At 54.6% G+C, this 15,218-nt stretch carries 8 protein-coding genes; 6 read left to right on the top strand and 2 right to left on the bottom strand.

Annotated elements, in window-relative coordinates:
* The first annotated feature begins 33 nt into the window (after positions 1-33).
* The 3 genes from CE153_RS03625 to CE153_RS03615 all read left to right on the top strand — a co-directional run bounded on the left by CE153_RS03625 (position 34) and on the right by CE153_RS03615 (position 5,297).
* Positions 34-1,407 carry an RNA polymerase sigma factor gene (locus CE153_RS03625; protein WP_034248547.1) on the top strand — a complete coding sequence of 458 codons (1,374 nt, stop codon included), beginning with the start codon at positions 34-36 and terminating at the stop codon, positions 1,405-1,407.
* 121 nt (positions 1,408-1,528) lie between these two features.
* The gene (locus tag CE153_RS03620; protein WP_099595150.1) at positions 1,529-3,880 is read left to right on the top strand and encodes a DNA gyrase/topoisomerase IV subunit B; all 2,352 of its coding nucleotides are present in this window, start codon (positions 1,529-1,531) and stop codon (positions 3,878-3,880) included.
* A gap of 208 nt (positions 3,881-4,088) precedes the next feature.
* On the top strand, positions 4,089-5,297 hold the full coding sequence (locus CE153_RS03615) for an MFS transporter (RefSeq protein WP_099595149.1): 1,209 nt from the start codon (positions 4,089-4,091) through the stop codon (positions 5,295-5,297).
* Here CE153_RS03615 and CE153_RS03610 read toward each other — a convergent pair.
* Entirely contained in the window at positions 5,279-6,766 is a 1,488-nt protein-coding gene (locus CE153_RS03610; RefSeq protein ID WP_236824450.1) for a DUF4153 domain-containing protein, read from the bottom strand. The genes CE153_RS03615 and CE153_RS03610 overlap by 19 nt on opposite strands.
* Positions 6,767-6,920: 154 nt before the next feature.
* Between CE153_RS03610 and CE153_RS03605 the strand changes: the two genes are divergently transcribed.
* Genes CE153_RS03605 through CE153_RS03595 form a run of 3 tightly spaced genes read left to right on the top strand, consistent with a single transcriptional unit; the run spans position 6,921 to position 12,317 of the window.
* Complete coding sequence (locus tag CE153_RS03605) at positions 6,921-7,454, top strand: DUF2975 domain-containing protein (protein WP_099595147.1); 534 nt, start codon at positions 6,921-6,923, stop codon at positions 7,452-7,454.
* A 1-nt stretch (position 7,455) separates the two neighbouring features.
* Positions 7,456-7,671: a helix-turn-helix domain-containing protein gene (locus CE153_RS03600; protein ID WP_099595146.1), complete on the top strand. Its 216-nt coding sequence runs from the start codon at positions 7,456-7,458 to the stop codon at positions 7,669-7,671.
* Between the two features lie 29 nt (positions 7,672-7,700).
* Positions 7,701-12,317: a DEAD/DEAH box helicase gene (locus CE153_RS03595; protein WP_180753390.1), complete on the top strand. Its 4,617-nt coding sequence runs from the start codon at positions 7,701-7,703 to the stop codon at positions 12,315-12,317.
* A gap of 151 nt (positions 12,318-12,468) precedes the next feature.
* On the opposite strand, the gene CE153_RS03590 is transcribed toward CE153_RS03595, so the two are convergent.
* The gene (locus tag CE153_RS03590; protein WP_099595144.1) at positions 12,469-15,156 is read right to left on the bottom strand and encodes a DNA gyrase/topoisomerase IV subunit A; all 2,688 of its coding nucleotides are present in this window, start codon (positions 15,154-15,156) and stop codon (positions 12,469-12,471) included.
* Positions 15,157-15,218 lie beyond the last annotated feature (62 nt).

Raw genomic sequence — 15,218 nt, 5'->3', positions numbered from 1 at the left:
TACGCTTCTGGCAGGATCAATAGGAGGATAAGTTTGGCCACCAAGGAAACGACGGCAAGCATGGAACAGGCTGATCTGACCGAAAAGACCACCTCCACGAAGAAAGCCGCCACGCGTAAAGCCTCCACCAAGAAAAGCGCAGCGAAGAAAACCCCTGCCACGAAGACCCCTCGCAAGACCACCGCCAAGAAGAGCGCCCCCGCCAAGAAGGAAGAGGAGCAGATTGAGGATGACGTCCTTGACGATGAGGACGCTCAGGTGGATGACCCCGATCTCGATGATTTCGATGACGATCTCGATGACGTCGATTCGGATGATGATGACGATCTCGATGATGACGAGGAATCCGAGCCGGAGGATGATGACGACGAGGAGGAACGCAAGAAGCCGGAAGAGCCCAAGGAAAAGGGCGCTTTCGTGGTGCGAGACGATGACGATGATGAGAATCTGACTCCGTCCGGCAACCCGAAGCGTCGTGTGATCGCAGCAGGAGCGACCGCCGATCCTGTCAAGGATTACCTGAAGCAGATTGGTCGAGTGAGCCTGCTGAACGCGGAGCAGGAAGTCGACCTGTCCGAGCGTATTGAGGCTGGTCTGTATGCCCAGCACCTGCTGGACACCGAATCCGACCAGATGGACTTCAAGCGCAAGCGCGAGCTTAAGTGGGCCGCAAACGATGGCAGGCGTGCCAAGGACCACCTGTTGGAGGCTAACCTGCGACTCGTGGTGTCGCTGGCCAAGCGTTACACCGGACGAGGCATGCTGTTCTTGGATTTGATTCAGGAAGGCAACCTTGGTTTGATTCGCGCTGTTGAGAAGTTCGATTGGAAGAAGGGCTTCAAGTTCTCCACCTACGCCACGTGGTGGATTCGCCAGGCCATTACCCGAGCCATGGCCGATCAGGCGCGTACCATTCGTGTGCCTGTGCACATGGTCGAAGTGATCAACAAGCTATCCCGTGTGCAGCGCCAGATGCTTCAGGATCTTGGCCGCGAACCTACGCCGGATGAGCTTGCGCGCGAGCTTGACATGCCAGTCGAGAAGGTGCAGGAAGTGCAGAAGTACGGTCGTGAACCTATCTCCCTGCATACCCCGCTGGGCGAGGACGGCGATTCCGAGTTCGGTGATCTGATCGAAGACACCGACGCCATCGCACCGTCCGATGCGGTTGCTTTCTCGCTGTTGCAGGAACAGTTCAGGCAGGTGCTTGAGACGCTGTCTCCGCGCGAGGCCGGTGTGATCAAAATGCGCTATGGCTTGGAAGATGGTCAGCCGAAAACGCTCGACGACATTGGCCGCGTGTATGGCGTAACCCGTGAACGTATTCGCCAGATTGAGTCGAAGACCATGTCGAAGCTGCGTCACCCGTCTCGTTCGCAGACGTTGCGTGACTTCCTTGATCAGTGATCAGACGATACGTGTGTGAATGAAGTCGAGAAATCCGGCGGGAATGTCGAATTTCTCGACTTCTTACATCTACAAGACGTTTTTATGTTTTTGAAAAACCGAAGCGAATAAGCAAGTCGGAATGAGGGAAATGGCGAAGGACAAGGACAACTACGGCGCAGGCAGTCTTACTGTGCTCGAAGGTCTTGACGCGGTGCGCAAGCGTCCAGGCATGTATATCGGTACCACCGATAGCCAAGGTTTGATGCACTGTTTATGGGAGATCATCGATAATTCCGTCGATGAGGCCCTTGCTGGTGTCTGCAACCATATCATCGTGACGCTGCATTCTGACGGTTCCGTGGAAGTCGCCGACAACGGACGAGGTATTCCTGTCGACATTGAGCCGAAGACCAAGCTTACCGGCGTGGAAGTGGTGTTGACCAAGCTGCACGCCGGCGCGAAGTTCGGCAACTCTTCGTACGGCGCCTCTGGCGGCCTGCATGGTGTAGGCTCGTCCGTGGTGAACGCGTTGAGCTCTAGGCTTGATGTGGAAGTGGATCGTGATGGCAAAACCCATCACATGTCATTCCATCAGGGTCATCCGGGTGTATATACCGACGTCGATCCGGAGCATCCGTCGCCGGACGCGCCGTTCAAGCGCACGCGCAAGAACCGTCCGACCGAACTCGAGATCATTGGCAAGGTCAGTCCGAAGACCACCGGTACCCGCATCCGTTACTGGGCTGATCCGGAGATTTTCAACGATACCGCAGAATTCAGCTACGAGCAGCTGATCGACCGTGTCAGGCAAACCAGTTTCCTGGTGCCGGGATTGAAAATCACCGTCATCGACGAGAATATTCCGGAAACCGGCGATGAATCCATCGATGAAATGCTGGAAGTCGACGATATTACGAATACTGCGGACGACAAATCTCAGGATTCTGAAGGAACGCAGGAAGTTGCGCAATCTCAGGAACCGGTAGCGGATAACGATGCGCAAACGCAGAAAAGCGACGAAAGCGGCGATGCTGAAAATGCCGTCGCAGGTCAGACGGTGGAAACCGATGCCGTGGCACAACCTCAGGAATCGAAATACACGCATGCCCGTATCGAGGAATTCTGCCATACCGGTGGCGTGAGGGATTTCGTGGACTACCTGTCCAAGGGTGAAGCCGTTTCCGACATTTGGCGCGTTACTGGCGAAGGCACGTACGTTGAAGAAACCCAGGCCGTTGGCGACGGCGGCGAGTTGCATGCGCAGAAGGTTACAAGAAAGTGCGCCGTTGACATCGCCATGCGGTGGACCAACGGTTACGACACCACCATGCGCAGTTTCGTCAATGTGGTGGAGACCCCCGGCGGCGGCACGCATGTGGACGGCTACTTGTTGGGAATGACCAAGCAGATTCGTAAGGCCATTGAAGACAATGCGCGCAAGCTCAAGGTGAATCTCAAAGATTCCAACATGAAGGTCGAACGTGATGATATTCTGTCCGGTCTTGTGGCCGTCATCACCGTGCGTATCGCCGAACCGCAGTTCCAAGGCCAGACCAAGGATGTGCTTGGCACCGCGCAGGTCAAGCCGATCGTCAGCAAAATGACCGACAAGCAGTTCGGCGAGATGATCACCGGATCCAAGCGCGGATATAAGGAACAGTCCGGTCGCGTGCTTGAGAAGATCGTCGGCGAAATGCATGCCCGCATTCAGGCGCGTAAGACCAAAGAGGTGACCCGTCGCAAGAACGCGCTCGAATCGGCGTCCATGCCTCCTAAGCTGTCTGACTGCCAGCCGGGTAATGACGATGTAGCTGAACTGTTCATCGTGGAGGGTGATTCCGCACTCGGTACTGCCAAGGCCGCACGTAACTCCGGCTTCCAAGCGTTGTTGCCGATTCGCGGCAAAATCCTTAACGTGCAGAAGGCGTCGCTGTCGCAGATGTTGTCAAATAAGGAATGCGCGGCGATTATTCAGGTGGTCGGCGCTGGCTCCGGTGCAAGCTTCGACATTGAACAGGCAAGATATAACAAGGTCATTATGATGACCGATGCAGATGTTGACGGTGCGCATATCCGCATTCTGCTGCTCACCTTGTTCTACCGTTACATGCGGCCGCTCATCGAGCATGGCCATGTGTATGCGGCTGTGCCTCCGTTGCACCGCATTGCCTTGACCGGAGCTCGCAAGGGGGAGTACATCTACACGTATTCCGACGATGAGCTTGCTGGAAAATTGGCGGAGCTTGACAAGAAGCGCATCGGCTATAACGAAGACATCCAGCGTTACAAGGGTCTTGGTGAGATGGACGCCGATCAGTTGGCTGACACCACCATGGATCCACGTACGCGCATGCTGCGCCGTATTCGTATGGAAGATGCCGAACAGGCCAGTCGGATCTTCAGCTTGCTGATGGGTGACGATGTGCCTCCTCGAAAGGCATTCATTGTTGAGAATGCCGATGACTTCGACCGTTCCAAGATCGATACCTGATCGGTGTTTTCGATGGTTCGCCTTCCGTTGCGTCAAAGACGTTGCGGAGGGCGTTTTCTTAGCGAAGACGGTATATGGTTTCGCGAGATAGGGATTGAAGATTCTGCGGTAAATAGTGCAATTGAGCAGTTACCGATCGGTAGATAGATATGTTTACAATGACGACTGATATTGTCTTCTGCAGCTATCAGTCAAGAGGGAGTGGGGCGTGGTCAATCTTTTGCTTGCCGTAATCTATGTGGCGTTCATCAGTCTTGGTTTGCCGGATGCTGTGTTGGGTGCCGCATGGCCGACGATGAGTGTCGATTTGGGTGCACCCATCTCTTGGGCTGGCGGCATTTCCATGACGATTTCTGCTGGAACCATTGTCTCTGCGCTGCTTTCCGACCGTATGACCTTGCATTTTGGAGCGGGCAAAGTCACCGCGGTTTCCGTGGCATTGACGGCGTTGGCGTTGTTTGGCTTTTCGGTGGCTCCGAACTATTGGGTGCTGATTCTGCTTGCCATCCCGTACGGTTTGGGAGCGGGCGGAGTTGACGCGGCCCTCAACAATTATGTGGCCATTCACTACGAGAGCCGTCATATGAGCTGGCTGCACGCCATGTGGGGCATCGGCGCATTGACTGGCCCATACGTCATGGGATTTGCCTTGGGTGCGGGTCAAGGCTGGCCGTGGGGCTACCGTTACATCTCCATACTGCAGGTTGCGCTCACCGCCATTCTTATTTTCAGCCTGCCACTGTGGAAGAAGCGCTCCGAGGCAAAGACGGGCGAAGTTTCCGGCGAATCCGACGGAACGGTCAATGATGAAACTCGCAAACCGCTTGGTGTACGAGGCGTGCTTGCCATTCGCGGTGCCAAAGAAATCCTGGTGATGTTCTTCTGCTACTGTGCGTTGGAATCCACGGCCATGCTGTGGGGTAGTAGCTACATGGTGCTCGGCAAAGGTATTGACAAGACCACAGCCGCCATGTGGGCCAGTCTGTTCTGCATCGGCATCACCGTAGGCCGCTTGGCGAGTGGCTTTTTGACCATGAAGTTCAACGATCCGACTATGATTCGCCTAGGCCAGGCGCTCGTGCTGACCGGTATCGTTAGTATGTTGTTGCCGCTGCCGTACAATATCGGCACTATTGTGGGGCTGATGATCATCGGTCTCGGCTGCGCTCCGATTTATCCGTGCGTCATTCATTCCACGCCGGCATATTTCGGCGAAGACAAATCGCAGGCGATCGTCGGCATGCAGATGGCATGCGCATACGTCGGCTCGATGTGCATGCCGCCGGTATTTGGCTTGATCGCACAGCATATCAGTGTGCTGTGGTTTCCTCTGTACATGTTGGTTTTTCTGGTGCTTATGGTGATCATGCACGAGAGCCTGCGTAAAAAGTGCGGTGGTCAGACCATCGGCTGGTAGGGCGTTGCCACCACTGCGTCTGCGATGCCATGAGCAGCATTGTAGATTTCGCATATACGGTTAGGGTTACTAAAACCGAATGCAACATACCATACGATAAGCAGTACGGCCACGGCCACGGCCAATGGCAGTCGTTGTGTTTTCAAACGAATAAGACATAGCAGAATCACAGTGGCAAGCAAGGCGATGAATGATGCCGAAAGGTAGCGTAGCCAAGTCAAACCGTATGCGTTGATGTACAGCCCCAGTCGAAGTGCCGCTGAAGCCAGAATAACGGCGGTTAACGCCAGCAATGCGACCAATGTGATGTTGATCGTGCGTGTGCGTGGCGCGAGGGTGATCGCCAAGCCGAACAGGGTCACATTAATGGCCGTAACTGCCAGCAGTTGAAAGAATCCGCTGCGTGCGTATTCGCTGTAGGTCAATCCGTCTGGCAGTGCGATTGAACCGTCAGTGAGCAATCCCGCGAACAGGAACCGGACTTGCACGGTGCAGAACAGTGCGTACACCATCAGGGTCACGGCCAGTACCACGAACGCTGTTACTGAACTGAGGGAGAAGCGTTGCTCCGGTGGTGTGGAAGCGGGCTCGGTGTCGAGACTGATAAGCAAAGAGAACAGCAATGGCCACGGCAATACGATGAACATGATGTGAAGAGTGATCGCCATCGGATTGAAATCACGAAAAACGTTCAACACCTCATATTGGACTATTTGATCGGCACCAACAAGCAACGGTATGATTGTCAAAAGCAATGGAATGGAAATCAGCAGCGCGATGCCGATTTCGCGCACTTTTGAACGTTGTTTCGACGCGACTGCGAATCTTGCGAATATGACGGAAAACGGTTCCGCAAAATCGCGAATGTGAATAAACGGCTGCTGCAACCAGCCGGTAAACCAATTCCAGACAACTTGAAGTGGACGGCGAACATCGTAACGCCCGTTGACCAGCTGACAGTGCAGCATAAGCAATGTCGGTTGAACGAATTGCGTGGTGAGCGCGTATTCGTCGTTTCTCGAATAGCACAAGGTCGAGTGAGCGAGCATATTCCACACGCCAATGGCGACGATGCTTCCCAAAACAAGCCAAACAAGAACTTGTTTTCGTGCGGTTTTCCAGTGCAGCGCGGTTACGGTAAGCGCACAGATGATCCAGAAAACCGGCAGCTCATATCCGATAAGCCATGTCGGAGGCATGCTGCAGATCAGACGGTCGAATGCGAAAGTGATGAGAAATGCAGCGCCAATGGTGATGACTGCGCGTTTGCCGAGGGGATGTTGCGCTATTTCTTCCCGCGTGATTTTAGGTTTTGCCAAAAGCTGTTCCTCCTGATGCGCGGATGGTTCTTGTGTTGGTTGGTTTTCTTGTGCGCCTGGTGTTTCTTGGGTCTCTCGCATTTCTCGTAATGGCGATGATTGTTGAGATTGTTGAGCTTGTGATGGGGAAGTGCTGGCTGGTTCCGGCATAACAAATTCCTTCCTTGAGTGTGTTGGATGTCATCGTACATATCGAAAAACGATAGAAAAATATCGACTAACATACTTTCACAAGATTTGCATATCGAATATCGATAGAATATTATCGATATTCAGGTTTATTGGATTGAAGGAGACGAATATCATGTCGAATTCCGTGGCGAAACGTTCCATGGTGATTGACGTATTGCGTGTGCTGATTGTGATAATTGCAATATGCTGCCTCGGACTGCAGGTCAGTGCGATTGCGGCATCCGCTGCCGTTGCTTCCAAGTATGCCGGCGCTGACTCGATGCATTGGCTGTATGCGGTTGCCGCAGTGCTGATTGTCTCCTGCTTCGAGTTCGCTTTGATACCGCTGTGGAGATTGCTGACCTTAGTTGAAAAACGTGATGTCTTTTCCGGCAAAGCCATGCGTTGGGTGAATCGCATTCTCGTATATGCGGGGATTGAAGGCATACTGGTGCTCGCTGTGATGATTGGCCAAATCTGGTTGTCACCTTCGCGCTTTCTGATGGCCGCGATAGGGGTCGACGAGCAAATATTTCCATACGTCGTGCTGGCGGTTGGTGTGGCAACGCTTCTGCTGATCGCGGCGTTCGAACTGTTGATGGTGGTGATGCGCTCGCTGTTGATGCAGGCTATCGAACAGCGTGACGAACTGGCGGTGGTGATTTGATATGGCCATTCGTGTGAATCTTGACGTGATGCTCGCCAAAAGAAAAATGAGTGTCAGTGAATTGGCGGAGGCTATAGGCATAACGCCGGTCAATGTTTCGGTGTTGAAGAACGGACGGGCCAAGGCGATACGGTTTTCCACGCTTGATGCCATATGCGAGGCATTGCATTGTCAACCGGGAGAAGTGCTCGAATGGGTTGACGGCGAAGATGAGTGACGTCTTACGGTGATGCGATAATCGAACGTATGTGCGAATGTTTGAACTTGTTTTCGGAGCCGACCAAAGCATGGTTCAAACATGCGTTCAACCGGCCCACCGAAGCCCAGCAGCAGGCGTGGCCGGCCATCCATTCCGGCGAGAACGTGCTCGTTGTGGCGCCCACTGGGTCGGGTAAAACCCTCTGTGCGTTCCTTTCGGCTCTTGACCGGCTTATGGCGGGCGGAGCGCGTTCCGCAGGAGTGGACGTTCAGGGCGAAACCGCAGCAACCGAGAGCCATGCGGAACGAAGAACTGTGAAGAAAGGTTCCCACAAGAAAACGAAGCGTAACGTCAGAGTGCTGTATATTTCGCCGTTGAAGGCGCTTGGCGTCGATGTGACGAAGAATCTTGAATTGCCATTGCGGGGAATTGCTCAACAGTGCGAGGCGATGGGACTGCCCGTCCCCGATGTTGAAGTGGCTATGCGCAGCGGTGATTCCACACCTGAACAACGTCGAAAAATCGTCAGCCATCCTCCGGATATTCTCGTCACCACGCCGGAATCATTATTCCTGCTGCTTACTTCCAAGGCGCGCAGCATATTGGCGGATGTGGAGACGGTGATCGTCGATGAGGTGCATGCGGTCGCGGGTTCGAAGCGAGGCGCGCATCTCGCATTAAGTCTTGAACGCCTTGACGATATGATCGGACATCCAGTGCAGCGCATAGGGTTATCGGCAACCGTTAATCCCGTTGAGGAAGTAGCGCGGTTCCTTGGAGGTTCGCAACCGGTAACGGTGGTGAACCCCGGCGCTGTTCCGGCTATGGACTTGAGAACCGTGGAACCATTGCGCAATATGCTTGACACTAGCGCTACAGGTGGTTCGGTATGGCCGGCTCTTGAACGGTCCATTCTCGATGAGGTGTTGCGGCACCGAACCACATTGGTGTTCGTCAACTCGCGTGGATTGGCAGAGAAGCTTACTGCACGGCTCAACGACATGTATGCGGAGTCGAAACAGGGCTCGGAGGCGCCCGATTTGAGTGAGCACCGTGATTTGGGCTCACCGGAAGGCCGTGAGCAATTTGCCGGACATTACGATTCGGTGGTGGGGTCCACCACCATGTTGGTTGAATCGCATGACGATGTTGATGTGATTGCCATGGCACATCACGGGTCCGTGTCAAAAGATCGGCGCAAACGGATCGAAGAACAGTTGAAACGCGGCCAGTTGCGTTGTGTGGTGGCCACCTCCAGCTTGGAACTCGGCATCGATATGGGCTCTGTGGATCTAGTGATTCAGGTGGCTGCCCCATTGTCGATCGCATCGGGATTGCAGCGAGTGGGCCGTGCCGACCACAATGTCGGGGGAGTCTCTCATGCGTTGTTCTTCCCTATAACCCGACAGCAGATTATTGGCATAACAGCCAGCATGGAATGTATGCGGGAAGGGGCTATAGAACCATTACGAATGCCCCGCAATCCTCTGGATGTGCTCGCACAGCAGACTGTTGCGGCCGCGGCCATGGAAGATCTTTCTACGAATGATTGGTACGACCGCGTGCGTCGTTCCGCGCCTTTCCGAGATCTCGATCGGTCCATGTTCGATGCGGTTATCGGCATGATGACAGGCGCATACAACAGTGAGGACTTTTCCGCATTCCGCCCGCCGCTGCAATATAACGAAGAAGCGGGACTGATTTCCGCACGTCCAGGAGCGCAACGTTTGGCAGTGACCAGCGGCGGTACCATACCTGACCGTGGCATGTACACGGTGGTGCTTCCGGAGGAAGGCTCCGGTCCGGGCCCTCGGCGGGTAGGTGAGCTGGATGAGGAAATGGTATACGAATCCCGTGTGGGAGACATCATCACCTTGGGGACTTCGACTTGGCAGATCCAAGAGATCACACGGGACAGGGTAGTGGTGGTTCCCGCACCAGGCCGTACTGCACGCCTGCCATTCTGGCATGGGGATCAGGACGGGCGCGATTATGGTTTCGGATTGGCACAAGGACGTTTGACACGCGAACTCAGCCAAAGATTGCACAGACATGAACCAGCAAAGAATGGTGATCAGAATACGGTTCAAACTGTATCGGAAGTGCGATTCGACCGTGAGGCCACACAACGTTTGAAGCGGGATGGTCTTGATCGCAATGCCATAAGCAATCTTGCCAAACTGCTTGACGAACAACGTGAGGCGACCGGTGTGATTCCTTCGGATCGTGATTTCGTGGTGGAACGTTGTCAGGATGAAGGTGGGGATTGGCGCATTATCATCCACTCGCCATACGGTAGGCGCGTGCATGAGCCTTGGGCGTTGGCTATTACCACTCGAATCAAACAGTGGTTTGGTTTCGATGGTCAAGTGTATGCGGCCGACGATGGCATTGTTCTACGATTGCCGGACGGTTATGGCGATTTGCCGATGCATGAGCTGCTGCTGTTCGACGCGGACGAATTGCAACGTATCGTTGAGACACAGGTTGGCGAAAGCGTGCTCTACATGGCCCGATTCCGCGAATGCGCGTCCAGATCACTTTTTCTGCCGCGCACTCGTCCAGGTAAGCGTGTGCCGCTATGGCAGCAGAGGTTGAAGGCCGCACAACTATTGAATGCGGCCCGTACCCGTAAGAATTTTCCCCTACTGCTGGAAACCGCGCGCGAATGCCTGCAGGATGTGTATGATCTTCCCGCATTGCACACGATTATGAACGGGTTGAATACTGGGACGATACTGGTGTCGGAAGTGGTTACCGAAACGCCGTCTCCGTTCGCGGAGAATATGCTGTTTGGTTTCGTTGGCTCGGTGATGTACCAGTATGACGTGCCGCAGGCCGAACGAAGCACACAATTGCTGTCCATGGATCCGGAAGTGCTGGAACGGCTCTTAGGGAGTACGGACATGGCATCGTTGTTGGATGCCGAAGCCGTTACACAGGTGGAAGACGAGCTTGCCAAACGAACATTCTGGAATGATCTCGCCGAAGAAGATATCAACGGGCGCGTAACGAGATACGCCAAGACGCATGGCCCATTCACCTCCGACAAGATGATTGCCGAACTTGATGTTGACGCGGATCAAGCGGTGCATGCGCTTGATGAGCTGGATGCTCGAGGTGAACTCATCAAAGGAAGGTTCACTGATTTAGGTGAGACTTCCGAAAAGAGCGCTATTCAGCAATGGCTCCACAAAGATGTTTTCCGGCGTATTCGATCGTTGTCTCTTGTCAGGGCCCGAAAAGCCGTCAAACCGGTCGATCCGAGCGTCTATCAGGCTTTTCTGCTTGATCGTCAAGGAGTCGGTCCTGTTGGAGGTGAACGCTACGAAGGCGTCGATGGTCTGATGCGTGTCATCGAACAGTTGGAAGGCGTGTTCCTGAACGCTTCGGTATGGGAATCCACGGTATTCCCGGCACGTGTGCGTGAGTATCAGCCCAGCATGCTCGACGAGCTCATTTCATCATCGGATGTGGTATGGGTCGGCTCGAAAGCGAGTGGATCCAACGCCAAAGAAGCTGGTGATATCGCCTTCTATCCAGCGGGTTCTTTGCTGCTCAACCCATATGAACCGACATTGGAAGAACTGAAAAATAATGAAACATTGACTATGCCGGAAGCCGTGCTAGCAGCATTGAGCGGTGGCGGAGCGTTCCCCATTCAACAGCTTTCAGCCGCAGCCAAAGCCATCTGGCAGCAGCATGCCGAAGTGCAGGTGAACCCTGAAACAGGCGAAATCATATTCCCCGCATGGGGTGAGCAACAGTTCGAGGAAGCCCTATGGTCACTGGTATGGCAAGGAAAAGTGACGAACGGCTCGTTCACGCCAGTACGAACGCTCCTACACGGAGGCAAAACTGTTCGCACACCTCGTCGTGTTGCACGTAGGCGCGTCACCATGCGTCCTCCAACACCATTGAGCTTGAGTGGATTATGGTCCGCTGTAGCTTGTGGTGATGGGCGAACCGTTCTATCAAATAAAACGCTAGGCAGTGTCATCGAGCCTGCCATGTCTAAAAACAGAGATACCGGCATTGATGATGCGGCGCATGCAGCAAGTGTGGAGGAGCGTAAGTTGGCGCTCATCGACTCGCTGCTGGATCGATATGGGGTGATTGCCGCTCCTTTGGTTGATAAGGAACGGATTGCCGGAGGATTTTCATCACTCTATCCAGTACTCAAACGAATGGAAGAACATGGCACACTGGTCCGAGGCATGTTCGTGAAAGGTTTCGGCGCGGCACAATTCGCGGAGCGAGAAACCATCGACGCGCTTCGTAGCGATACGCAATGGCATAGTCAGTCCTGCGCGGCGCTCGATGTGACTGATCCCGCCAATCTTATTGGCTCCGCAATCGTCTGGCCAGAACAGGATTACCTCAAACCGGCACGTAGATCTGGCTCCGTCATCGTACTCAGACAAGGCGAACCCGTGTTGTTTGCCGTGCCAAAGAGTCATAAAATCGTCAGCTTCGTAACTGACGAGACAATATTGAAACCAGCTTGCGCCGAATTTGCCTACGCATTGCAACGACAGCCCAGTGGCAGCATCAGTTTCAGCGAAATGAACGGTATGTCGTTAAAGGAACGGAATGCGAATCGGCAGATCCTTCATGCGGCCGGTTTCGTCGACAGCCCGCAAGGCATGAAGCTCTACTGCTAGCTTGGTGTTACATTGCCTGAGCCAAAGCGAACGAAACGGACGCACTGGCAGAACCGTGTCGACAACAACAATGCCCGCATCTTGCAAGCACAGGCGAAACCAAAACGATCCCAGCCATCGCAAGATACGGGCATTGTCAATGAAAAACAAGTTAGCCGATGATGGCGATTGGTGCGGAAAGCTCCGTGCCAGAACCATCTCGACGCATATCCGGCTTCGGCAATTCCACGCCGGCACCGCCCTGCGTGGAGGCGTGTACTGGGTATGCGCCCACAAATGCGAGAACCAACGTATCCTGTCCCTTGAGGAAGCGCTGCGAACGAACGCCACCGGTACCGCGGCCCTTCGTCGGATACATTTCCAACGGGGTTACCTTCGCAGAACCATTCTCCGTACCCGGCAACGCTTCGGAATCGCCCGCAACCGTCAACACCACAGCTCCAGACGCGGAGAACAGGCCATTCTCGCCTTCTTCATAATTCCACGCCACCTTGCTGGCGGGAACTACCGCGAACGCAGCCGCTGAGCAGCCTTCAGCCAGGCGAATGCCTGCCATGCCTCCGGCAGTGCGTCCCTGCGGGCGTACGTTCTTCGCCTCGAACGTCAGCAGAGAGGAGTCGGTGGATACAAACACCAGCCGATCCTCGTCACGCGCTTCAGCGGCAGCCAGAACTTCATCATCATCCTTCAAATCGATGACACTCCATGAATCCATGGTGGTGGGCGATTCGCGATTCCAACGCTTGACTACACCATTGCGCGTACCCAATGCAAGAGGAGTGGGCTCTACGGTATTATCACCGGAATCGTCGGCGGATGGCATGGCGATCGCAGCGATCACACGTTCACCACGAATTGGATCGGTGTTTTCCGTCATGCCGATCAACTCTTCGGCGCGAACGCCGCCAGTCACATGGAGCGGACCATCCGCAGACATAACCGGCAATTCCACGACATGCGCCACAATCAGACGGCCGGCAGATGTGATCAAACCATATGAGGAACGCGTGGTCGTGCGGAAGATCGAAATAATCTGATCATCCTTTACACGCTGGTCGGCAGAAGAACGATTCTCCCAACGTTCCAACGCGTCTTCGGAGGCGCGTGCGATCAGACCAGTGGCCGACAACATCACAGCGCACGGTTCGTCGTCGATCTGCAAAGCCATGGCTTCGGCATTGTCTTCGCCGGCTTTCTTCGCGGCCTTTGCAGCGGCGGCGACATCGGCGGCGGCGGACGACACTGTGGCTGCGGCGCGTGCCGCAGCCACAGCGGAGGCGGATACGCCATCATCGCCATGCGCCACAACAGGCACAAGCCTGCCGTCAGCGTCTTCATCCAACAGCACAGTGCGACGTGGCGTGCCATACGTGGCAACAGCTTCGTCCATTTCGGCGATCACCACGCCGTCAAGAGCTTCAGCGGAGGCGAGAATGCGATCCAACTCCTCGATACGTTGCTTTAAATCGTCGCGTTCCGCTTCAAGCTCGATGCGGCTCATTTTCGTCAGGCGACGCAAGCGCAAATCGAGAATGTACTGTGCCTGAATCTCATCCAGATCAAACACTTTGATGAGCTTCGTCTTTGCTGCTTCGGCATCGTCAGACGAGCGAATCACCTGAATCACCTCGTCGATGTCGACCATCGCAAGCAGAAGGCCTTCAACTAAATGCAGACGTTCCAGCGCCTTCTTTTTGCGGAATTCGCTACGACGGCGAATCACCACACGGCGATGGTCCACCCACACCTGAAGCATTTCCTTCAAGCCCATGGTGTGTGGGCGACCGTTGACCAATGCTACGTTATTGATGGTGAAATTGTCTTGCAGCGGCGTGTGCTTGAACAGTTGCGCCAGTACGGCGTTCGGGTCGAAGCCGGTTTTGATTTCAATGACAAGACGAGTGCCGTTATGGCGGTCCGTCAGGTCGATTGCGCCGGAAATACCCTCCAGCTTGCGATTCTTTACACCCTCGGAAATACGTTCCAACACACGTTCCGGGCCGACCATGAACGGCAGTTCCGTTACGACAATTGCCTTCTTACGAGCGGTCACGTTTTCAATATGCGTCACCGAACGCGTGGTCAACGCGCCACGACCGGTCTCGTAGGCTTCGCGAATGCCCTTACGTCCCACGATCACGCCGCCGCTCGGCCAATCAGGGCCGGGAACATAGCGCATAAGCTCTTCCAACGTGGCGTCAGGATGATGCATCAAATGTTTGGCTGCGGCAACCACTTCGCCCAGATTGTGTGTCGCCATATTTGTGGCCATGCCAACGGCGATGCCGGAACCGCCATTGACGAGCAGATTCGGGATCGCGGCAGGCAAAACAGTTGGCTCCTGCAGCTTGTTGTCGTAGTTCGGTGTGAAATCCACTGTATCTTCGGCGATATTCGCGTTCATGCCAAGCGCAGCCTGGGCCATACGAGCCTCGGTGTAACGCGATGCTGCCGGACCGTCATCAAGGGATCCGAAATTACCGTGGCCGTCTACCAGGGGCAGACGCATGGCAAACGGTTGCGCAAGACGAACCATCGCCTCATAAATCGCGGAATCGCCATGCGGGTGAAGCTTACCCATCACCTCGCCGACCACACGGGCCGACTTCATGTACGGACGATCCGGATTGAGGTTCATCTGACCCATTTGGTAGATGATGCGGCGCTGCACCGGCTTCAGACCGTCTCTGGCGTCGGGCAATGCGCGGGCATAGATCACCGAATACGCGTATTCGAGGAAGGACTTGCTCATCTCCTCGTTCAACGGTGTTTCGACGATGTTCTCTTTGACCGTACGCGGGTCAAAGGCTGGTTTTGCCGGTTTGCGGTGCGACACCATGCGGTGAATCTCCTCACGGAAAAGTAATGGTAATCAACCTAGCAATGTTACCAGCCGGTACC

This window comes from Bifidobacterium sp. N4G05 (assembly GCF_002742445.1).
Classification (GTDB): Bacteria; Actinomycetota; Actinomycetes; order Actinomycetales; family Bifidobacteriaceae; genus Bifidobacterium; species Bifidobacterium hominis.
The sequence above is the reverse complement of the archived record's forward strand: the minus strand, read 5'-3'. Positions and strand labels throughout refer to the sequence as shown.

Bases quoted from the DNA above. Each gene is read 5' to 3' on its own strand.
- CE153_RS03590 (WP_099595144.1), bottom strand. From the start codon at position 15,156: ATGGTGTCGCACCGCAAACCGGCAAAACCAGCCTTTGACCCGCGTACG.
- CE153_RS03600 (WP_099595146.1), top strand. From the start codon at position 7,456: ATGGCCATTCGTGTGAATCTTGACGTGATGCTCGCCAAAAGAAAAATG.
- CE153_RS03610 (WP_236824450.1), bottom strand. From the start codon at position 6,766: ATGCCGGAACCAGCCAGCACTTCCCCATCACAAGCTCAACAATCTCAA.
- CE153_RS03620 (WP_099595150.1), top strand. From the start codon at position 1,529: ATGAGGGAAATGGCGAAGGACAAGGACAACTACGGCGCAGGCAGTCTT.
- CE153_RS03595 (WP_180753390.1), top strand. From the start codon at position 7,701: ATGTGCGAATGTTTGAACTTGTTTTCGGAGCCGACCAAAGCATGGTTC.
- CE153_RS03605 (WP_099595147.1), top strand. From the start codon at position 6,921: ATGTCGAATTCCGTGGCGAAACGTTCCATGGTGATTGACGTATTGCGT.